The sequence below is a fragment of the Methylacidiphilum infernorum V4 genome, from assembly GCF_000019665.1.
Lineage (GTDB): Bacteria > Verrucomicrobiota > Verrucomicrobiia > Methylacidiphilales > Methylacidiphilaceae > Methylacidiphilum > Methylacidiphilum infernorum.
Window position 1 is genome coordinate 1,238,888 of the sequence record NC_010794.1, and the last position, 21,783, is coordinate 1,260,670.

16 protein-coding genes and 1 tRNA gene are annotated in these 21,783 nt (G+C 46.7%); 7 read left to right on the forward strand and 10 right to left on the reverse strand.

Annotated elements, in window-relative coordinates:
• Positions 1–17: 17 nt before the first annotated feature.
• The gene (locus tag MINF_RS05925; protein ID WP_012463666.1) at positions 18–1,175 is read right to left on the reverse strand and encodes a glycosyltransferase family 4 protein; all 1,158 of its coding nucleotides are present in this window, start codon (positions 1,173–1,175) and stop codon (positions 18–20) included.
• Between the two features lie 452 nt (positions 1,176–1,627).
• Between MINF_RS05925 and MINF_RS05930 the strand changes: the two genes are divergently transcribed.
• Complete coding sequence (locus tag MINF_RS05930; RefSeq protein ID WP_048810204.1) at positions 1,628–2,749, forward strand: pyridoxal-phosphate-dependent aminotransferase family protein; 1,122 nt, start codon at positions 1,628–1,630, stop codon at positions 2,747–2,749.
• Between the two features lie 8 nt (positions 2,750–2,757).
• Here the strand turns inward: MINF_RS05930 and MINF_RS05935 are convergent, their stop codons facing one another.
• From MINF_RS05935 to MINF_RS05955, 4 genes are all read right to left on the reverse strand, one after another.
• Entirely contained in the window at positions 2,758–3,123 is a 366-nt protein-coding gene (locus MINF_RS05935; RefSeq protein WP_012463669.1) for an arsenate reductase family protein, read from the reverse strand.
• A 147-nt stretch (positions 3,124–3,270) separates the two neighbouring features.
• A complete protein-coding gene (locus tag MINF_RS05940) occupies positions 3,271–3,705 on the reverse strand; it encodes a hypothetical protein (RefSeq protein ID WP_238523443.1) in 435 nt (144 codons plus the stop codon).
• A gap of 219 nt (positions 3,706–3,924) precedes the next feature.
• The gene (locus MINF_RS11600; RefSeq protein WP_012463671.1) at positions 3,925–7,776 is read right to left on the reverse strand and encodes a TonB-dependent receptor; all 3,852 of its coding nucleotides are present in this window, start codon (positions 7,774–7,776) and stop codon (positions 3,925–3,927) included.
• 317 nt (positions 7,777–8,093) lie between these two features.
• Entirely contained in the window at positions 8,094–10,628 is a 2,535-nt protein-coding gene (locus MINF_RS05955) for a TonB-dependent receptor (protein WP_238523444.1), read from the reverse strand.
• A gap of 746 nt (positions 10,629–11,374) precedes the next feature.
• Between MINF_RS05955 and MINF_RS05960 the strand changes: the two genes are divergently transcribed.
• The 4 genes from MINF_RS05960 (at position 11,375) to MINF_RS11715 (ending at position 14,963) form a co-directional block, all read left to right on the forward strand.
• Positions 11,375–11,725, forward strand: coding sequence for a hypothetical protein (locus MINF_RS05960; RefSeq protein WP_012463676.1), 351 nt, complete (start codon positions 11,375–11,377; stop codon positions 11,723–11,725).
• 902 nt (positions 11,726–12,627) lie between these two features.
• Positions 12,628–13,026, forward strand: coding sequence for a hypothetical protein (locus MINF_RS11710; protein ID WP_012463680.1), 399 nt, complete (start codon positions 12,628–12,630; stop codon positions 13,024–13,026).
• Positions 13,020–14,609, forward strand: coding sequence for a TonB-dependent receptor (locus MINF_RS05965; RefSeq protein ID WP_012463681.1), 1,590 nt, complete (start codon positions 13,020–13,022; stop codon positions 14,607–14,609). The genes MINF_RS11710 and MINF_RS05965 overlap by 7 nt, the downstream gene beginning before the upstream one ends.
• A 57-nt stretch (positions 14,610–14,666) precedes the next feature.
• Positions 14,667–14,963 (forward strand): Outer membrane receptor protein, mostly Fe transport, encoded by a 297-nt coding sequence (locus MINF_RS11715; protein ID WP_012463682.1) that lies wholly within the window; start codon positions 14,667–14,669, stop codon positions 14,961–14,963.
• A 120-nt stretch (positions 14,964–15,083) separates the two neighbouring features.
• Here MINF_RS11715 and MINF_RS05970 read toward each other — a convergent pair whose 3' ends face one another.
• Entirely contained in the window at positions 15,084–15,344 is a 261-nt protein-coding gene (locus tag MINF_RS05970; protein WP_012463683.1) for a hypothetical protein, read from the reverse strand.
• Positions 15,345–15,561: 217 nt separating this feature from the next.
• Here MINF_RS05970 and MINF_RS05975 point away from each other — a divergent pair, with 217 nt between their 5' ends.
• Entirely contained in the window at positions 15,562–16,467 is a 906-nt protein-coding gene (locus MINF_RS05975; protein WP_148205163.1) for a hypothetical protein, read from the forward strand.
• 228 nt (positions 16,468–16,695) lie between these two features.
• Here the strand turns inward: MINF_RS05975 and MINF_RS05980 are convergent, their stop codons facing one another.
• The 4 genes from MINF_RS05980 to MINF_RS05995 all read right to left on the reverse strand — a co-directional run bounded on the left by MINF_RS05980 (position 16,696) and on the right by MINF_RS05995 (position 20,812).
• The gene (locus tag MINF_RS05980) at positions 16,696–17,784 is read right to left on the reverse strand and encodes an endo-1,4-beta-xylanase (RefSeq protein ID WP_012463687.1); all 1,089 of its coding nucleotides are present in this window, start codon (positions 17,782–17,784) and stop codon (positions 16,696–16,698) included.
• 696 nt (positions 17,785–18,480) lie between these two features.
• Positions 18,481–18,553, reverse strand: a tRNA-Ala gene (locus MINF_RS05985).
• A gap of 75 nt (positions 18,554–18,628) precedes the next feature.
• On the reverse strand, positions 18,629–19,696 hold the full coding sequence (locus MINF_RS05990; RefSeq protein WP_012463688.1) for a 3-deoxy-7-phosphoheptulonate synthase: 1,068 nt from the start codon (positions 19,694–19,696) through the stop codon (positions 18,629–18,631).
• Between the two features lie 48 nt (positions 19,697–19,744).
• Complete coding sequence (locus MINF_RS05995) at positions 19,745–20,812, reverse strand: A/G-specific adenine glycosylase (RefSeq protein ID WP_012463689.1); 1,068 nt, start codon at positions 20,810–20,812, stop codon at positions 19,745–19,747.
• On the opposite strand from MINF_RS05995, the gene rnhC reads away from it, so the two are divergent.
• Positions 20,811–21,728, forward strand: coding sequence for a ribonuclease HIII (gene rnhC, locus MINF_RS06000; RefSeq protein ID WP_048810207.1), 918 nt, complete (start codon positions 20,811–20,813; stop codon positions 21,726–21,728). The genes MINF_RS05995 and rnhC overlap by 2 nt on opposite strands.
• The last annotated feature ends 55 nt before the right edge of the window (positions 21,729–21,783 follow it).

The following is a 21,783-nucleotide window of genomic DNA, read 5'->3' on the forward strand; positions in this document are numbered from 1 at the left end:
TTATCTCTCAAGAAGCTTCAAAACAAAGAATTATAGCAGCGCTCCGTAAGCTCTGCAACCGAATCCCAACTGAAAGATTCTTCTGCGGCCCTTCTCCCATTCCGCCCCATCCAACGGCTGTGTTCAAAATTTTTCATAATTTCACAGCATCCCCAAGCTATGGACTCGGCCGCAGGATAAACCTTGTATCCATTTACTCCATGCCAGATAAATTCTGCCCCATTATGGGTAGCTATCACCGGCTTACCCGCCGCCCATCCCTCAAGAGCAGCTATCCCAAAGGGTTCGTTGCGGGAGGGCAACACCACGGCATCAACCGCTCTAAAAATATCGTGCAGATCTGAACCAAACCTATGCCCGATAAATCGAACGGCATGTCTTATTCCAAGTTGCCAAGACCTTGATTCCAAATGAGGTCTTAGATAGCCATCCCCTGCAAATATAAACTTACTTCTTCCGTCAAATTTAAGAATCCAGGGAATGGCCTCAAGAAGCAAATCCGGTCCTTTTTGATGGGTCAACCGCCCACAAAAAAGAAATGTAGGATCCAGAGGACCTATGCCATACCTGGCTTTAACAGCTCCCGGATCAATGAATCCATTAAAGGGACTAACACTGATCCCATTGGGAATAACCCAAATTTTGCCTTCCCATTGGTGATAAATCGAGACAATTTCCCATTTCAGATGATTGGAAACGGCGATGATCCTATCGGAAAAATGCGCCCCTTCCCCTTCGAGATGACGTATTCTTGAAGAATTCCCTCCATAATGGCAATTACCACACCGACCATATTCAGTCGAATGAAGGGTAAAAACAAAGCGTCTGCCCCTCCCCCATTTCGCCCATTTGCCGGCCATCGAGGTTAACCAGTCATGGCTATGAATAATATCGAATCTTCCCGCATAGTCCTCTTCTTTCCAGAGATGTTCAACAAATGATCTGCACAAGTTATGCATCTCGGTTATAAAATCGGGATGAAAAGCGAAATCGCACCGGTGGTAATGTACTCCATCAATATAGTCATAGTGACTCATCCAGCTTTGTCTTCGAGTAAAAACATGAACTTGATGGCCCCGGCGCGTCAATGCCGCAGCCAATTCACTGACATGAACAGCTAATCCTCCAACGGCTATGGAATGAAGAGTTTCCCACGATAACATGGCAATTTTCATAAGATAATAAAAAACCTAAGAGATTAATACGGTTAGACATAATATAAACCCGGGACCCAGAGATAACACTACCTTAGGGTTAAATAAGAGTTTTGTTGCTTTTTTGATAGGTGTTTCTCTGTAACGATCAAAACCGCTCCGCCAGGCTACTTCTGCTTAAAGAGGAACAATTCCAGTTCCTGCTTTGCTCAAGACGAATTCGCCCGGGCCGGGGAACCCGGAGCTGGGCCTTCTTCCCCCCAGGGGAAGACCGTGATTCTGAAGGCCGATACTCGCCGAACATTCATGAAAGAGCATAAGGGCAAAAACTTGCTTTTGAACTGCCTACACCCCTTTCCCTACCGGTGATTCCTTAACAAAATCTTTAAAAAACCCTTTGTTTTTTTACTCCTCTACTTATAAAACAATCCTATCGATAAATCAACTTGGTTTTCGCCTACAACTTGAACGATATGAGCAGTTCGAAAATTTCTTCCCTTCAAATTCCCAAGCGGCTCTTGATGGGACCTGGCCCAAGCATTGTAGCCGACTCGATCCTGGAAAAAATGGGCAAGGCTCCCGTAGGACATCTCGATCCCTATTTTCTCTCCTTGATGGATGAAATAAAAGTCATGCTAAGAGAAGTATTCCAAACGACAAATGAATTTACCTTCCCGATCAGTGGAACGGGAAGCGCAGGCATGGAGTTTTGTCTCGTCAACCTTGTAGAACCGCAAGACACGATCTTGGTAGGGATAAACGGTCTATTTGGAAGGCGCATCGCTGATCTCGCCCTAAAGTTAGGAGCCCATGTTCATACCCTTGAAGTAGGATGGGGAGAAGCCATCGAAGCCGAACAGCTCGAACAAGCCCTTAAAAAAGTAAAACCCAATCTTGTGGCCTTGGTCCATGCCGAAACTTCTACGGGAATCTGCAACCCCTTAGAAGAGCTTGCTCCAATAATATCCAAAAGTGGCGCCCTTTTTATCCTTGATACCGTTACTTCCTTGGGGGGATGCCCGGTCTTTATCGACCGTTGGTCCGTTGACGCCACCTTCAGCGCTACACAAAAGTGCATTGGGGCTCCTCCAGGACTTTCCCCCGTTTCTTTTAGTCCCAAAGCCATGGAAAAGGTAGCGCAAAGGAAAACAAAAATTCCCAGTTGGTATTTTGATTGTTCTCTACTCTATGGTTATTGGGGATCTGAACGCTCTTACCACCATACCGCACCGATCAATAATAATTATGGTTTACATGAAGCCTTGAGGTTAATCCTCGAAGAGGGATTGCAAAAAAGGTGGGAACGGCACAAAAACGCCCATCTCCAACTCAAAAAAGCTCTTTCTGAACTTGGGCTTGAATTTTTTACCCCTGAAAATCGCAGGCTGTGGCAACTCAATGCCGTTAGGGTTCCCCAAGACAAGGACGAAGCCCTTTTGCGTAAGAAACTCCTTGATCAATACGGTATCGAAATAGGTCCGGGGTTGGGACCTTTAAAAGGAAAAATATGGCGTATTGGACTGATGGCCGAGGGGGCTAATCAAGAAAATATCGCTAAATTACTTGAAAGCTTAAAGCAGGTTTTAAAAAGTTAAAAAAGATATTAACGGAGGGAATGGAGAAATTCTTTAATTTTTTCAGGAGGCCTCCCAAGAATGGCTCTCGTTCCATATTCAACAATGGGCCTTTGAATGAGCTCAGGATGTTTTAAGATGAGCTCCACAAGCTCTCCTTGCCGGAGTTGCCTTTTCCCCAGCCCGAGTTCGGAAAAAACTTCCTCTTTTGTCCTTAGGATTTCAGGAAATCCTACATCCAGTTTTTTTAAAAGTTCCGCCCATTTTTCCTTGCTTAGAGGATGGATAAAATAATCTCTTTTTTCGTAATCCACCTTTAGTTCTTCAAGCAGGGCTACCGCTCTACGGCAAGTAGAGCAACTCGATTTTACATAGATAAAAAGTTTTTCCGCCATTTTCCCTATTTTTCCCTTTTTAACGCTCCAAAGTCAACTGTTCCTTTTTTGCACCTTTCAACCTTCAACGAATTAAATAGGTCCTCTTCATAACAAGCGAGTGATGGACCGGAATCTCAAAACAATGTTGGATAAGGGACAAGAAATTCAAAAGGAATAACGAATCATCGCTTGCATCCAAAAAGGCATCTGGAGGGCGGCATACTCGAGGTTCGCGGTGCACGCGGGGGTGAAGCCGGGTGCTCCCGCGATCCAGTAGTGGTTGTCGGTGAAGTTGTAGAACCAGATCCGCGCCTCCCAGTGCTTGGCGGCGTAGAAGAAGCTCGCGTTCAAGGTATACCAGGCCGGCGCCCGGACGGAGTAGTCATAGGAGAGGAATTGGCCTCCCTGCGCGATCGCCCATAAGGAGGCGCCGAAGCCCGAGTCGGTCTTGTAGGTGAGCATCAGGTTGCCGTACTCCTTGGGAAAGCCGATGAAAGGATAGATGCCGTGGGGAAGGGATATAATCTGGCTAACGGGCAGATTATAAAGGGCGGCCACCGTGGCTGAACAAGGGGTAAGTTGGGGAAGAAGGGCCGACATGGGCGGCTTGGTAAGAAGTTTGAGTATAAGGAGTCCCTTCTGGGGGGAAATCTTCAACAAAATAAATACCCAAAGCAGATTCAATGAGAGAAAGTTTTTTTCATTTTCCAGTTGAATTTAAATATCATAAGCTCCCTTATCCCAGGGAATGAAATATTCCCAATGCTTCTTTATTGGTCTTCTTCTCTTTTTTCCAGTCACCCTAGCTAAAAATGGCGATTAGAATTTCCAGGCGATGGTGCCTTGGATCCAAAATGGCAGGCCGGCAACAATGCCGCCGTAATCGTTTGTCCGATCGGGCATGGAGCCAATGGCGTAGGGAAGCCAGTAGTGTTCGTTGGTGAGGTTGTAGATCCAGAGGGAAATTTCCCACTTCGGCTGGGAATAGAAGATGCGGCCGTTAATAAGGTATTGCCAGGGGATCGCCGTGGCGTAGTTGTAGCCGAGAAACTGCGGGCTCATCACGAGGGCACTTAAGGTTACGCCAAAGCCCGATTCGGCCTGGTAGGTCACCATGGCGTTGATAACCTGCTGGGGCCAGCCGATGAAAGGATAGGTACCGGGAGGAAAGCTCAAGTTGTCGTTGAGCGGCAGGTTGGCCCGTAGGGCAAGGGCAGTGGAATAAGTCTGTGACATAGGTGGCCCGGAGGGCAAGCCGGACCAATCTTCCACACCATGGCCAAAGAAATAGCCCGTGCGCATCCACCAGTGACGATTGGGTTGATAGGTGAGGTTAGCTTCAAGGCCGGTCACGGTCGCCGGGGTAGGTGGAACATTGACAAAGTTAAAGAGGGGAATTTGCTGTGAAAAGCCGGCCAGAGAGGCATAAAGCTTGTTATCGAGAAGGCTCCACTTGAAGCCTCCCTCGAAGAGTTGTTCCTTTAAATTGAAGCTGCTTGAAGGCAACCCGCTAGGATAGACGTTAAATCCCCCGACCGCCCCTACATTGGCGACATACATCCAATCGTAGGTAAAGTAAGCGGTCCACCAGGGAACGACCTTGTAGATGACGCTAGCATTCACCATGGGAAGCTCTTGGATGGTTTGGGCTTGGATGAAAAGCTCGGGAGGAGTTCCCGGCGGAGTTTGGCTCGAAATGAAATAGGTAGTGGCGCGAGCCCCAACCAGGATTGAGATCTTATCGGTAACCTGGATATCATGCTGGTAGAAGGGTGCAACCGTCCAGTAGTTGGAATCGGTCGTTCCGGCACTTCCATTGAGCGGCTCGAAATAGACGCCGGGCATACCCGGGATCGGCCACTCTCCGCCTCCCGGGGCCGAGGGATTACGGATCAGGGATTGGAAGAAAGCGGTCTGGGTAAAGTTCCAGCTCGTGGGATTGGTTCGGAGGATATCCCAGGCGTTTGCACTGCCAAACCATAGTTGCGACTCATAATCGAGATTGTGTTCAAACCCCCATTCGACCCCGGCGTCAATCTGGTGTTGGACCAGGAGCTTACCAAGCAGCCTGTCTTCCCAAGAAGAGATTTTATCCGATAGGTCGTTAGAACCTCCAAACCGGGTTATGAGCTCGGTACGGTTGTCTATTTGATAATCTCCCATGGCTACTTCGGTGTAGTAGGAAGCCGGAGCGACTACCGCATTCCGTCCGTAGTAGGCAAAAGTGTTGTTGCGAAGTAGCAGGCCATCTCCCAGTTGAAGCTGTTGGACCAACTGGATGAATCCCGTGTAAGCTCGACCTTCCGATTCAGGGTTGTTGGCAACCATTCTTCGGCTAATCGGCTCAAGAGGTCCCGCATAGGTAGCAAATCCCGGGTTATTGACCGTGCCGATTTGAATTTGAGATAGAGGCAAAGAACCGGTATTGTAGAGCCCATTCTGGATAAGAGCGGTGGTTGGCCGATTCATCCACTCCATCATGGGAGTGAAGTCGTAGGTTCCAAAATCGGAGTAGAAGTTGATCGAGTAGCTTTCGGTGGGTCGAGCGCCAAGGGTGAAATAAACGTTCTCCTGGTCGTTATGGACATTGGGCTGGTAGTAGCTTCCGTTTTCAATGCCCATGTAACTGAGCCGGTAAGCTGCCTTGTGTTCTTTATCCACGGGTCCTCCTAGATCCGCTCCCCACATGTAATTTTCATACATGCCCGTGGTGTCCCATAGCTGGCCGCGAAAGCGGTCGAAATAGGGCTGCTTGGTAATGTAGTTGACCGTTCCGCCTGCCGGCTGCTCTTGTCCGAAGACGGCGTTGGCTGGACCCTCTGTAATATCCTCGGACTCGACCATGTTCCAATTAAAAGGGGTAAGTGGCATTCCCGCTTGGAGAGCGGTCAATTGGATACCATTGATGTAGGGTTGTGCAGCCATGCCGCGAACGGAAGGGGCAGCCATCATACCACCGCTATTTTCGCTGATCGAGCCAGGGATCAAGAAAGCGGTGCTCAACGGATCGATATAGCCTTGGGCAGCCATGCCGGAGGAACGGATGAGGGTTTGACTGACCTGAGTGAGTTGCCGCGGAGTGTCCAAAACAGAAAAGTCCATGCCGTAGACCGAGGAGCTTTCTGTCGGAAGAACATCCGACGCTGGCAGAGCCGCAGCCGTCACCGAGACTTCGGGGAGCATAATTTCTGTTCCCACAACGGATGAAGACGAATCAGGCGGAACTGTGTATCCGCAGTTCAAGCAAAGGGAAAAAAGGGAAAGGATCGTGGTTGAGACTAACTGAATCTTTCCCTCTTCTCGTCGAGCTGTTGACAAGGCAAGCTTTGAGCCCTGCCATCGAGGGTCCTCATGGTCCCTGCAGATAAAAAAGAGGGCATAATCCCCTCTACTAGCCTTGCGATTTTTATACGACAGGTTGTGCAGGCAGGAAGCTTTCTTGGCACGCCCGCCCCTACCCTCATGTTGGGAGAATGATTTAGCTGGTATCTTTAGAAATAAGGCTAATAAAGCTAGGCTAACAACTAAGGCATAAGAAAGGGGAAGGGATGCAAAGACAAAAGTTAGGGGGACAACCCTTTTTGCCTGGTTGGTTGTCGAATGCCAACTTCCCGAATATTCCAAGTCTGTAAGGTAACGAAAAGCTACCCCGGTATCCAAGTTTTGCCAGAATTTTTTGGATCCTTTTCTCGCCTCGTTAAACCGTAGCTCAAGACGGTCGGCTACATCTATTCCATAAGGCATGACGACCCAGGTGGGGAAAAGCCACCTATTCACGAAAGCCCGCTCTTCTGTTAACTCAAGAGAACTGATCGGCTGGCTGACCGCGTAGAGTTGGCATGAAAAATCAAAAGGGATGTTAAATATATTGGACTTAATGCTTAAGGGCACCAAGGGACCCCACAAGGTGGCATACCCAAAACCCGGAAGAGGTGTTCCTACCCCAGGATGAAATTGCCCAAAGGGGCTGGATGAAATAGCCGGCGGAGTATAGTAGCCAATCCAATTCCTGCTTTGGTAAAGTCCATTATCGATAAGGTTTTGAGTCGGCCGATCTATGCCCGTATAAGGAACAAGATCATTGAAATCCAGCTCCCCATTCCAATCCAACCGGAGGGTTCCCGATGGCTTCAAGCTTAAGGCAAGATAAGCACACTGCCGGTTCAAGTAGGAACCCTCATGGTAATTATAAGGCGCATAGCCGTCCTGGCCAAAGTAAACCAACCGGTAAGCTAACTCTCCTTCCTTAATGGGGCCACCCAGATCAATGTTCCAAAAGTTCGTCCCATACATCCCAAAAGTATAAAAAGCATCTTCCCGAAAACGGTCAAAATAAGTCTGCTTGGTCAGTTCATCGAGATAGCCTCCCGAAAATTCTTGCGGTCCATAGATCACGCCCACCGGCCCCGTAACCAGCTCCGGACCATAAACTGAAGAACGAGGGAGCTCTTCTGCCGTCGCTTGCCCTTCATTCTGGGGAGAAGTCGCGCTAACAAGGACTTCCGGCATCAAGAAGAAAGAAGAAGAATTAACTCCTTGCTCATCCGCAGCAAGCATCAACCCTATGCCTAAGGGCTTAAGAGGCCAAAAAAGGAAGAAAAAAAACTGAAGAAAATAACCAAACCCCTTCTTGAAAAAATAGAAAGCAGCTACGGGCTTTTGAATCGTCATTAAAAAAAGCTTATATAAAGAAAAGGCCCCTCACTGCTAACTCTTGCTTGTTCCATTTTTGACTCCATCTTGCAGTAATAATCACCCTTAGCCACTTTTTTCTCCTTTTCCCCAAGTAAAGGAAGGCTCTTGACCGTTCCTAAAAATGGACTTATAGAGCTCTTATTCCCCGTTGGAGGAGTCCTTTTACTACGGTTTTGTGCCGAAAGTTCCTTTTTTGCACCTTTCAACCCTCAACGAATTAAATAGGTTCTCTTCATAACAAGCGGGTGATGGACTGAAATCTCAAAACGATCGTTGGATAAGGGACAAGAAATTCAAAAGGAATAACGAATCATCGCTTGCATCCAAAAAGGCATCTGGAGGGCGGCATACTCGAGGTTCGCGGTGCGCGCGGGGGTGAAACCGGGTGCTCCCGCGATCCAGTAGTGGTTGTCGGTGAAGTTGTAGAACCAGATCCGCGCCTCCCAGTGCTTGGCGGCGTAGAAGAGGCTCGCGTTCAAGGTATACCAGGCCGGCGCCCGGACGGAGTAGTCATAGGAGAGGAATTGGCCTCCCTGCGCGATCGCCCATAAGGAGACGCCGAAGCCCGAGTCGGTCTTGTAGGTGAGCATCAGGTTGCCGTACTCCTTGGGAAAGCCGATGAAGGGATAGATGCCCGGGGCGAGGGAGACGATCTGGCTGACCGGCAGGCCGTACTGGGCGGCGACGTTTGCGGGATAGGGGGTAAAGGTGGTCGGGCCGACGCCGTCGGTGTTCGTCCAGTTCTCGTACCCTTGCATGTAGTTGAATCCGAAGTTCGCCCAAAAATGGCGGTCCGGCCGATAGCTCCCCTGAAGCTGAACCCCTTGGACATCGGCGGAAACGGTCGGGGTTGTGCCTCCCGGAAGGACGAAGGCCGGGATGAATCCAGACTGGGCATAGGCCGAAAGCCCGAGAAAGAGCGTATCGCGGAGGAGAGAGAGCTTGAGGCCCGTCTCGTAGAGGGTCTGGGTCTGGTGGTAGTAGGTGCTGGTGAACTCCGGAGCGAAGGAGCCGAAGATCGATTGGGCGGTCGTCTGCCCGAAGTAGTAGGTCGCATACCAGGAAAGCCAAGGGAAGATCCGGTAGGTGGGGCTGGCGGTGACCTGCGGCAGGAGGGCACTTGTCGAGGTCGCGTCGTAGCTCGGGCCGATGAGCTGTGCCGGGGTGCCGGAGGGCGGTTGGGCGTTGACGAAGTAGGCATCGACACGGGCGCCGAGGAAGAGGCTCGCCTTTTCTCCGAAGTGGAGGATGTCCTGGACGAAGGGGGAGATCTCCCAGAAGTTGCATTGGGTCGAGGCGAAGTTGTCGACGTTGTAATACTCTCCCGGATAGCCCGGAATCGGAATGTCCGTGAGAAACGGATTAGCGTAGGCGGGGCTGATTGCCAGCGAGTAGGGGACGATCGTGGAGGCGGAGGCGGGCGTCAATGGCTTGCTCATATCGGCCTGGTTGCTCGTCGGATGCCAGCTCCCCGAATACTCCTCGTCGCTCAGGAAGCGGAAGGCGAGGCCGCTATCGATGCTCTGCCAAAAGCTTTTTCTCTGCTGCTCCGGCTCCCAGCGGATTTCGAGCCGATCGGCGACATCGACCCCGTAGGGCAGGACGACCCAGGTCGGATCCGGGATCGGCTGGGCGGCATTCGCCTGGAAATACTCGAAGAGCGTGTTGTTGACGAGGGTGAGCTCGTCGCTCAGTCGGATCGTGGCGATCGCCTGGCTCACCGCGTAGAGCTGATGCGAGGAGTCGAGCGGGGTATTGAAGAGGTTGGCCCGGCCGCTGATCGGGACTTGGGACCCCCAGTCGATCGCGTATCCGGAGCCCGGCGGCGGCGTCCCTTGACCCGGGTGGAACTGGCCGAAGGGCTGTGCCGCGGTAGCCGGTGGGGTGTAATACCCGATCCAGGAGCCGGTCTGGTAGAGTCCGGAGTCGATGAGGGATTGAGTCGGCCGGTTGATTCCGGCGTAGGGAAGAAAGGAGTTCTGATCAAGCTCCGCATTCCAGTCGACTCGGATCTCCTCCGCGGGCTTCCAAGAAAGGGCGAGATAGGCGCACTCCCGGTTCAAGTAGGAGCCATCATAGTAGTTGTAGGGCGCGTAGCCCTCCTGCCCGAAGTAGTCGAGCCGGTAGGCGAGCTTCTTCTCCTTGTCGATCGGGCCGCCTATGTCGATGTTCCACATGTTGGTGTCGTACATCCCCAAGGTGTAATAGGCGGTGCCCCGGAAGCGGTCGAAGAAGGGCTGCTTGGTCACCTCGTCAACATATCCGCCCGCGAACTCTTGTGGCCCATAGACAATGCTCACCGGTCCCGTGACGACATCGAGCGAGTCGTCCGCGTTGATATTGGGAAGGGGTCCCCAGTTCCCCCCACTTGAAAACCCCACCAATTGCCCATTGCGAAAAACCGTGGCCGGAAGTCCACGCATCACCGGTTCACTGACCACGTTTCCCGTGGCTTCGGTGGGGTTGATGGAAGGACTGAAAGCCACCAAGTCGTTAACCGTTTGGGTCATTACCGTGTGGAGCTGTTCCTGGGAAATCAAAGTCACATCTCTGGGAATGTCTAACAAGGACAGATCCGGACCATAAACTGAAGAACGGGGGAGCTCTTCTGCCGTCGCTTGCCCTTCATTCTGGGGAGAAGTCGCGGTAACAAGGACTTCCGGCATCAAGGAGAAAGAAGAAGAATCAACTCCTTGCTCATCCGCAGCAAGCATCAACCCTATGCCTAAGGGCTTAAGAGGCCAAAAAAGGAAGAAAAAAAACTGAAGAAAATAACCAAAACCCTTCTTGAAAAATTGGGAAGCAGCTACGGGATTTTGAAGCGGCATTAAAAAAGCTTATATAAAGAAAAGGCCCCTCACTGCTAACTCTTGCTTGCTCCATTTTTGACTCCATCTTGCAGTAATAACCACCCTTAGCCACTTTTTTCTCCTTTTCCCCAAGTAAAGGAAGGCTCTTGACCGTTCCTAAAAATGGACTTATAGAGCACTTATTCCCCGTTGGGGGAGTCCTTTTACTACGGTTTTGTGCCGAAAGATACATGGATTATCAAGGTTGTTTATCTTGAGATCGGCCAGCGTAGCCTTGAGATGCTTGCTACCCCGGATCCTTTGCCGAAACTTTCGCAATCCTAAATGAAAATTTTACTTATCAACCCATTAAAAAAATTTTTCTTTTCAGCTGTTTAATTTTAAAAGCTATGTCAGTATAAATACAGGACAACAACCCTGATCCTCATGAAATTTCCCGTCTTTGTCTTTTTCTTTATTCTTCTTTTTGTCCTCGTTTGGGGATTTGCCATTTATTACCTTTCGACCCGCTTTTAGGTCCTCTTGCCCAGGGAGGCACTTGAAAGGCCTTGGATAAGGCAATCTTATCGAGGCATTTCTCTACAAGTACAAGATGAAAAAATTCTCCTTTTTTGCTAGGGCTGCTTTCTTAGTCTTTTACAACAAGCAACTTAGAAAGAAGAGTGGAGTTTCCCCTATTATCTATAAACAATAACGGGTAGAGGTTTGCGAATCGGCTTTCCGTTATAATAACCTATCGTGCCAAAAGACATATTGCCTACATTTTGGATAAAAAGACGATGCTGCCCGACCCTGCCCATTTCGATATTCCCGATCTTTTGAATGAAGATCGATTCGTTACCTACATGGCCAATAAGCATATTCCCTACTCTTTGCGTAAAAAGGGGTCTATTGCCGAAATGCCCTATAGTGATGTTTCCGATTCGATTCTCAAAAAAAGGCTTCCCACCCACATTCCCAATAGTCATGTTCCCAATGGATTGAGAAAAAAAGGGCTTGCCCCCGATATTTCCTATGGATGTATTGCCGATTCTTTGAGAAAAAAACGAACGGTTCGCTGTCTGTCCATAATAACTTCTTTTCAAGCCGAAACTTTGCCGATTGCCTCCTGCTGAAGTAGTATATCCATCAAAAGCAAGAGAACTCAATATAAAACAAAACGTAAAACAAGAAGACAAAACCGTTTTCATATCTAAGCTTATCTTTTTAATAAAATCTCGGGTAAAATTAAATGTTAAAAATTCTCTTGTACTCCAAAAAAAATAGAAAGACTAGATCCTCCCATTTTAATCTTTGCCCATAATAGGTAGGAACTGCAGACTTGATAGTAGACTCATAGAAAAATGGAAGAGGATTATGAGCTTCCAAGAAGGTATCTTGTATCTGTTATTCATTACCAGGGAAATAAACATATTATTCGAACAGGATTAATAGGAAGAAATTCGGGGAGATAAAAAGGAGAAATATCATTTCATCCCCCTCTTTTTAATTTCTAAAGAAATGGCTTTAAAAACTTTTTATTCTTCAAAATAATCCGGTAATTAAGCTTATGAGAAGTTCTTATTTAAGAACATTTAAGATCAAAACCCGGAAACTCCCTTTATTCGATATAAAACGTAGTTCAAAAATGAGGGATAAGTTAGCTGAGCGGGAAAGAAAAAAAAGGAACTGAATTTTAAAAATTGGAAATATTAAAATTTTTACGATTTGTAAGTCTAACCTTGCCTCGTTTTTCTCAGCATCTAACAGTGAATTTTTTTTCAGTTCATCATACCTAACCCCTTTTGTCTTCTAGATGTCGAATCGGTTTTTACTTCAAGCGAACAAATCTTGGTAAAAAAAAAATAGTTGATAAGAAAAGAGCAAAAAAGAGCTAAAAACGAAGCATTCCAAAGTTAGCAAGGAGGAATGGAAAGTCTATACTCCCCTTCTGATGAAAAAAAATTTTTTCTTTTCCTCAAATTCGATTTTCTCTTTTGGTTTATTTATTTTTATCTTTTCGAACCCCTGGATTTTATTGCATGGCCTAAAAGCTGAACCCTTGTCTTCGGATTCCCTGCCCGCATCAGCCCTTCCCGAAGTCGTAGTCCAAGCTACAGCCGAACAATCCGTCCTCCCTACAGAGCGACCCCTTTCTTCTGTTTACAACAGTCCTTTTAACATCATGGACATCCCCAGGTCCGTTACACCCATCAACAAAATTCTGATGGATTCAGCAGGTATTGGCTCTCAAGGTTGGCCTGATCCGCTGAGTATCACGATGGCCAGCCCCGCTGCCCAATTCGATGCTTCAGAACTTTACGAAATGTCCTCGCTATTATTAGGGGAAAACCTGGCCTTACCTTCATTAACGGCATTGAACAAAATGTCAACAATGACGGTTTTTTCAACCCCCCATGGAACTTTAACATGGTAGAAAATTTTGACCTAGTCGAAGGGCCCCCTGGTGCGGTGTTTGGTGCAACCCAGCCCTCCAACGGATATGTCAATTATATTACCAAGCAACCCCATTTCGACAAATTCAGAGGTTATGTGTGGGATACTACCGGCATGTATGAAAACTACATGTGGGGGGCTGACATAGGAGGGCCAGTGGATAAAGAACACAAGGTAGCTTACCGGTTCAGTTACATGGGCATTGAAAACGGAAGCTACTACCAGTACGTGCACAACAACCAGCAAAATTTTTACTTCGCCCTTGGATACAATCCGTCGGAAAATTACCAGGCGGATCTTTATTTTGATTATGGGAACGCCGATTACACCCCGATAGAGGTACTCCTCGATAGACCAACCCAGTCTCTAATCGATAATGGCCTTTATATTACGGGATTTTTGCCCCCTTCCGCAGTGACCGCAGGAACTGAAAACAATCCCCCCGCCAACACTTACCTGAATGGAGAACTGCCCATAAGCCGCCGAGCCACGGTAAAATATCCTGGAGACATCGGCCAAGCCAATTTTGCCATGACCCAACTGATTCAAAGAATACATGTGAATGACAACCTGGAGATCGTCAATAACACCTTTTTCTGGTACCAAGATCAAACGGCTATCCGTTTTGAAACCTACGAAGCTAACGTTTTTAAAGGAGATTACGAAATTGACAACCGAACCGAGGCCAGGACCCATTTCGATACAGATTTGGGAAGCGGTCATAACCTCCTTAACATAAAACACTTTATAGATTCGGGTTTTGAATTTCGTTTTCAACGTACCCTCGATTACCAATCCGAAGTCTATCTTGGCAACAGCTGGGATGCGATCACCGAAAACCCTCAACTCTACAACTTTCTTTTGTCGAACAACTTCGGATCCTTTGGGCTCTATCCCATTCCGGGCTCTCCAGCAGGGGGCTATTTCATTCCCCTAAATGACGAGACCAACCAAACCCAATTTTTTAGGCTTTCCCCATTTTACCAGCACCAAATGAATTTTTCTGACAAGATCATCCTCTTTGTTGGAACGAGAATGGACGGTTATTTTGTCCATTCACAAACCCCTCCCGGAACCCCAGGCTTTTTATTCCAATCTCTCAATACAACCCAACTCAACCCTCTTGTCAATGCGGCCATAACATACAGACCGGCCAGATTTGTAAGCCTCTATTTCAATTACAACTGGCAATACACAACCAATGCCTCGGGTGGAGGAGGATACTCTCCTCTCTTTCCCCCCACCGCTTTTCATCTTCTCAACCAGCTTATCGAAGGGGGAGTTAAATGGAATCTCCTTAATGAAAAGCTTTACATTTCCTTGGCAGGATTTTCCGAAGACACCTATTTAGGAAATATCGAGTTTCCTGCTACTCCCGCTTCTTTTAAAGGCTTGGAAGCTAACCTCACCTTTCAGCCGGACAAACATTTCTGGATAAGGCTTGGGTACCTTTTGGAGCAAGGAATCGAAGATTGGAGCGGATTCCCTGAAGGCCCGGAAATGGCGCAAACTTATTCTACCCAATTTGCCAAGCAGTATGGACTTCCCTTGAATAACGACTAAGCTTTTCCTCCCGGCAAGTACTCCCTGATCGGTTGGCCCGATCAAGTTTTTAGCGGGATGCTTACTTATAAATTCGACTTGGGCTTGGGACTGACCCTCGGGGCAATCGTTCTATCCGATCAGTATCTTGGTTACGATTACCGGACCAGGATTCCTCTCCAATTCGTTTTGAACAGCTCCCTTTTTTATTTCTCTCCCAAGTGGGAGATGCGGATTAACCTCTTTAATTTTACAAATGAAAAATATTGGCTTCCGGCAGGAGTAGGCATGTCACCCACGAGAGAATTGGACTATACTTCCATAGTCGCCGGCTATCCTTTTTGGGCACAGGGAACCGTTTCCTATAAGTTTTAAACCGGTTTCTTATAGAGAGGAGCTGAAACCCTAAAAAAGGATAAAATACCCTTAATGAAACGTGGATGAAAAGAAAAAGTTCTTATTAAATAATAAAAACCGATTATTTTCTTCTCTCTATTATCTCCGTTGATTGAGTCGAAGGGGACTTTTTTTAGGCGACACCGGCTTCGAGGATTTTTCTTTTAGCTCCAATTTTTCTTCTATTTTTCCTTCCGGAATAACTTGCTTTCTCATGCTGTTTTCCAAAGCCGAAATAATCGTTACAGCTATCTCCTCAGAAGGAACGTCGGCGATCCATTTCCCCTTGGAATCGATAAGGGCAATCAAGTGGGGTTGATAGGATGATTTTTGCCAGCTAATAGGTAGTTCGATGATCATTTTTTTTCTCCTTATATTCTTTTTATTAATACTTTTATTTTATTATATTTCTTTTTTTTTTAAAGAAAACAAAATTTTTAAATAAAATAAATTATTTTCATTCTATTCTCTAAATAAAGATATTTAAACTACCGGTTCTTTTAAAATCTATATTTGTAATATTTTTTTATTTTATATTCATTGCTATTTTTGTATAACTATGCTATCCAGGAATCTAATGAATAGAGAAGTAATACGATCAGTTATTCCATTCAGGCTATTCAATGCACAACAAGAAAAATGGCGTGAGGCTTTTTTAAAAGTAAGTTGGATGCTTGCCGAGGCCAATTGGCTTTATAAGTTGCTCGTCTTAAGTGCTAACCAAACCGAGGAAAAGGTAAAAGCGGAAAATGACGCCTCGCTTTGGTTGCGATTTCTTGTCCTGACAACCCTTTGTAGTAAGAGTCATGAAGGTTGGCTGATCCTTTCAGGTGAAAAAGACAAGAATGTCCATGAGGTTATAGAGGAATTACTTAAGTCTACCGACGATTCAGAAAAGAAACAAAAATTGCTGGAAATGCAAGAGAGTTTAAAAGAACAATTGGGAAATGACAAGGGGATAGCATTAATTAGGAATAACATAGGATTTCATTATCAATATAAAAAATTGAATTTTCCCCCTCTTCCGATCCAAGAAAACTCTCCTATTTTATCCATGCTTTTTACACCTGAAACTTACTCAGGACCTGAAACTCACTCAGGTGATATTCTTCCGTTAATTTCCTTATATCCTCTAGATCAAGCCATTATCGACTTATGGCCTAGACAAAAATCTGATGAAACAATGCAAAATGATGATGACGGAAAAATTTCAAAAACACCCGAAACAGGAGAATGGAAAGAAAAATTTTCAGAAGTTTTGAACGAATTGAGTTGTGTACAAACAAAATATAATGACTACTTGAAAGACATCTTCTTGCTTTTTATTGAAGACCTATGTAAGAAATACAATCCTATCGAAAATTTTCTCTCATCTGAAACAGTTCAAAATCCTCCTTCCCATAAGAATCAAAAGATTTATTTTTTTATGGAGCCTCCCTCACAGGATGAAATGCAATATTATCAATCAGAAATTACGCAATAGGAGAAAAGAGATTATGGATCCTTACAAGCGGATCAAAAAAACAAAGCTGAAGGAGGATTTCCAGGCCCTTTCCCAAGAAAGAACCTATTTGTTCCAACTCCCATTCTAAAACGAAGAGGGGGTCCAAAAGGGAAAACAATGCTGCCAATAACCCGCATTGACGGGCCAGCCAAGTTGCCTAAAAAGAAATCGCAGCTTAAAGGTGGCGTTACGGAAGAACTTGAGGGTTTAGGGACTTCCTCCTTGATTGTCCCGGATATAGGAGCGGTAGGCTTCCAGTGCCGGGCGCGGCCTGATCTGGCCCTTGGCGGGCACAGCAAACAATCCCCAGCTATACTCGACCGGTCCATGAGTGCGACCCGGCGCATCAAAGGCAAAGGTCCAAAAAACTTTCTTTACCTGGGGATCGGAGAAGTTCGTCCGGAGGGTATCTAGCAGGTAACGGGCTTGGGCTTCCGGGCCACCCTGGTAACCTGAATCATTCTGCTCTTCTGGATTAGCAGGATAGGCAACCTCGTCAATCCATATGGGAAGCTCGCGACCTGCGTCCCTAGCCATTACTTCGCGGGCATCACGTAGCCACCGCGCTTGGGCCGAAGGGGGAATATCGTTATAGTGCATGTTAAAGGCATCGATGTTCTTGTAAAGAGGGTTTTGCGCATCATTGACGAGCGCCCTGTAGTAGCGCATGAGTGGTGCGGTAGGCGGCAGGTCCCACCATACGCATCCTGAAAGCACAATGGCTTCGGGCTCGACTCTGTGGATCTGCTTATAGGCGATGGCCAGGGCACGGGCATATGTTTGCGGTGTCCAAGCCGGGATGCGACGGTTCAAAAGACCGGGTTCGTTCATCACCTTCCATGCCGTGACGATCCCCTTGTACCTTGAGCTGACGCGCAAGACATACTCAGCCCAATTGTTCCAACTGCGTGGAGGATATTGGTAGGAGAGCGGCGATCCTGCAGGGGCAGAAGATGCCCAAGAGGGCACATCCCCCAGCTCGGCCAGGATACGCATGTGATGTCGCAAGGCTGCTTGCACAATGGCATCCGTCCGGCTGAATGTCCACTCACCCGGTCGGGGTTCTACCATGGTCCAAGAAAGGCCGATCCTAAGGTAGCCAATCCCCGCTTGTTCCAAGCCCTCGAGAAGAGGGTCTGCCATCTGTAACCCCAACTCGTTCTTCAGCACCACAAAGTTGATGTCCACTCCATAGGGACTGTCCGGCGGGATGGCGGCATCGAGGGGTGCCGCTTTGCAGGGAAAAAGGAATATTCCCAAAATGAGCAACGGAGCTATCGTCATGGCGGCAGTCATGTTGGATAAGCCTTTTAGCAGAAACCGTATGTATCCCTCTTTAGCTTAAGAAAAATAGCAGATCAAGCTAGCTTTCCTCAAAAGGAGAATTCTTTTCGGAAAAACAAGCCTCAAGGCCGACCTAGAAATCGAACAGGCAAAATTGGACAGAGACGATTTGAGGGTGTCGATTCACAATCCTATCTCCCGTTGCATTACAGAGAGTGAACTTTTAACAGCCAGTTTTTTCAATTCCAGTATTTTTGTATCATCTATCAGTTGCTTTGACTGAGATGGGCTAATTATCCTTAGCCTAAGCTGTCAAATAAGGCCAATCATGATGTCAGGATTGATCTCGGGCAAAAGGTTATTATTGATAGCACAAGAAAAAGGGATTATCCCCTCACTTTTAATTTTTGAACGACTTTAGCTTTGTGAATTTCAACTTCAAAGGGCTTAAGGAACAGCTCTCTAACCGTGAAAGCCCAAGTGCTAAAAGGGCAGAACTCTTAAGACTATCTCTAAAGTCGCTTTGCTTAATCTAGAAGACTACAAAATTACAAAAAAGATAGCTTGAAATTCCCAGTATCGGGTATTGCACCTTCGGGCCGAATGGAGAGAGGCCAAGCTTCGGAACGAAATCCTTGCTCTAACTTAGCTTTTCGGTTTTTATAGAATCTTCGGATTTAAGAAAACAAAGGAAAAAAATGTTTTTTCTGGAGCCTAGGGGATTCGAACCCCTGACCTCCTCAATGCCATTGAGGCGCTCTACCAACTGAGCTAAGACCCCATAGTTTGGCTACAATACTCCTTCTTTTTTAATAAATAAAAAGACTTTTCCATGGCAAGAAAAACAACACCGCTGTTAGCTTTTAGCTACCGCACTTTGCTCTTCAAGCATCCTATGGCCCTCTAAAAGAAGTTCCTCGGTCAATTCCCAACCAATACAGGGATCCGTGATCGAAACCCCATACTTGAGTTGCGAGGGATGAGCCGGAATTTTTTGGTTTCCTTCAAAAAGATAGCTTTCGAGCATCGCCCCTATGATGTTCAAGTTGCCCTTGATTCGTTGCTCAAGGATGCTATACCAAACAGTCTTCTGGATATGGTGTTGTTTGCCGCAATTGGCATGACTGCAATCGATCATTAGCCTTGGAGGAAGGCCCGCCTGCTTGAGCCTTTCAACCGCATCTTTAATGCTTTCAGGATCATAGTTCGTCCGACTTCTTCCTCCCCGAAGGATCACATGCCCCCATTTATTACCCGTCGTTCTTATGATACTGGTCATCCCCTGCTCGTCTATTCCAAGAAAACTGTGAGGATACATCGCCGCCCCTAATGCATCCAGGGCTATCTGTAGGGAGCCGTCTGTCCCATTTTTAAAACCCACGGGCATAGACAATCCGCTGGCCATCTCCCTGTGATATTGAGATTCAATAGTTCTGGCTCCGATTGCCGCCCAACATACCAGATCAGAGATGTATTGCGGGGTAGTGGAATCTAAAAATTCCGTAGCCGTTGGAATTCCCATTCCCACAATATCCAACAGCAGCGTTCTTGCAAGCTTCAATCCCTGTTCGATGTCGCAGGAACCGTCAAGATAGGGATCGTTAATCAACCCTTTCCAGCCTACCGTCGTCCGTGGCTTTTCAAAATAAGTCCGCATGACAATAAAAATTTCTTTCTCTACTTTTTGCCTCAACTCTTTAAGCTTTTGGGCATATTCGATCGCTCCCTTTGGATCATGAATAGAACAGGGACCTACGATCACCAAGAACCGGCTGTCTTCTCCTGATAAAATCGCCCGAATGGTCTGGCGTGCCTCAAAAACCCTCTTATACATGGCATCGGTAATCGGGAGCATCTTTTGCAGTTCAGCTGGAGAAATCAGCCTTTCTACCTGCCTGACGTGAACGTTAATCAGTGGAATCATAAAGAAAAATACATTGTATAGGGCTTTGGCACAAAAATCAAATGGAGTTCAAGGTTCTTTATTTATTTTATCCTTGGAGAGGAGCTGCAACCAGATTTTCCGGTGAGGAGAAGGCAGAGGCAGGGAGAAGATTTCCTTTTTTTTCACCCACTGTCCCTCCATCGGCATCATTTTTAATCTTTCTTTATTCCAAGAGGCTTCACAAACCTCGAGAAGAATTTTGTACCTTGTAAACGAATGGCGAAGGGAAAAAAGGGGGGCCATCTCTTCCATGACATCGGGATCAAAATAGGGAAAAAGCCATAGACCCCTATACCTGTTCTGGTTTGAGTTGGCTTGCTGCAACCAAAACCGGTCATCTTCTCTTATAATCGCTATCTTTTCTTTTTTTTCTTCAATCTCTATCTTGGTTCTTAGGGGTAAAAGTTCAGGCTGCTTGGCCTTACACATTTCTTTTAAGACGCAAGCAGAACATCTTGGATATTTAGGCTTGCAAACGGCCCTTCCAAAATCCATAAGGGCTGAATTAAAAAGGGAGGCTTCTGCCTCACCCTGCATGAGACTGTCCACTACCTGGAAAATGGTCCTTATGGTTTCCTTTTTATGGATAGGTTGGTTGATATTCATCAATCGGGCCATAACCCGAATGACATTTCCATCGAGGGCGGGGATCTTCCTGCCGAAAGCCAGGCTGGCCACGGCGTTTGCCGTGTAAGGACCGATACCTGGAAATTTCACAAGTTCTTCAGGATCCGAAGGCAGTTCCCCTTTTCTTTCATGATAAAGCATAACCGCTATCCTGTGCAGGTTTCTGGCCCTGGAATAATATCCAAGACCTTCCCAAGCTCTAAGAACTTCTTTTTCTTGAGCTTTAGCAAGGCTTTCCCAATCTGGAAATTTCTCCATCCAAGCCAAAAAATACGGCACCACCGTCTCGGCCTGGGTTTGCTGGAGCATGAATTCAGACACTACAACAGAATAGGGAGTGGGAGATTTTCTCCAAGGATATTTAAAGCCGTTTTCACCATACCACCGGGAAAGAAATTTCCAGAATTTTTTTTTGAAATTCGGTTCGATTGACGGAGCCAGCATAGCTATATTGTCTAGACTTTCCATGTCTTCTTCTTCCTATACCTTCAGCTTTGATGAGAAACAAACCGAAAAACTTAAAGAGATACTTCTCCAAAGGGGATTTGATATCTCTCCTCTAAACCACGGTTTGTTCAGGGCTACAACTCGAGGGGTAGTCATACAAGCCTATAAAACGGGGAAAATTCTTGTCCAGGGGAAAGAAGCTCTAGAATTTGCTCAAGGGGTCATTGAACCCGAAATTCTAGGGAAAGCAAGCATAGGTTATGAGGAAGTCCTTCATCCTGAATATTTTGAAGCCCATGCTGGGATTGATGAATGCGGGAAAGGGGATCTCTTCGGGCCCCTTGTTGTAGCCGCGGTTTTCGTGGATAAACAGAGCGCAAGATTCCTTGTCGATGCAGGAATAAAAGATAGCAAGCGGATTAAATCCGACAGTCGGTTATTCCAACTAGCCATGGAAGTCAAAAAAAAGGCCCCGTACGGTTTTTTTTCCCTTTCTCCTTTGCAATATAACGATCTTTACGAAAAAAAGTTTAAAAATCTAAACTTGTTATTAGCTTGGGCTCATGCCAAGGCCTACCAAAGACTTTTACAGGTCCAATCCGATTGCCATAGAGTCGTTTGCGACCGATTTGCTCATCCCTGGGTACTCAAGCAGTCTTTTGAAAAAATAGGGATGCAGGATGCCCTGGAACAGATGACCAAAGCCGAAAGCGATCCCGCTGTTGCGGCTGCTTCTATACTGGCAAGAGCCGTTTTCCTAGAAGAGCTGTCAAAGCTCGGAAAAGAAATCGGATTTTCTCTTCTCCGGGGAGCTTCTTCCAAAACGGTCGAGCAAGCCAGGGAAATATATTTGAATAAAGGCAAAGAAGCTCTTAGGAAAGTAGCCAAAATGCATTTCAAAACCATCCAGAAGATTTTACCCGAGACTTCCAGTTGAGCTTTAAACCCCTCTAGCTAAGGGATAGCCAAAAACAGGCGAAGAACCTACAATA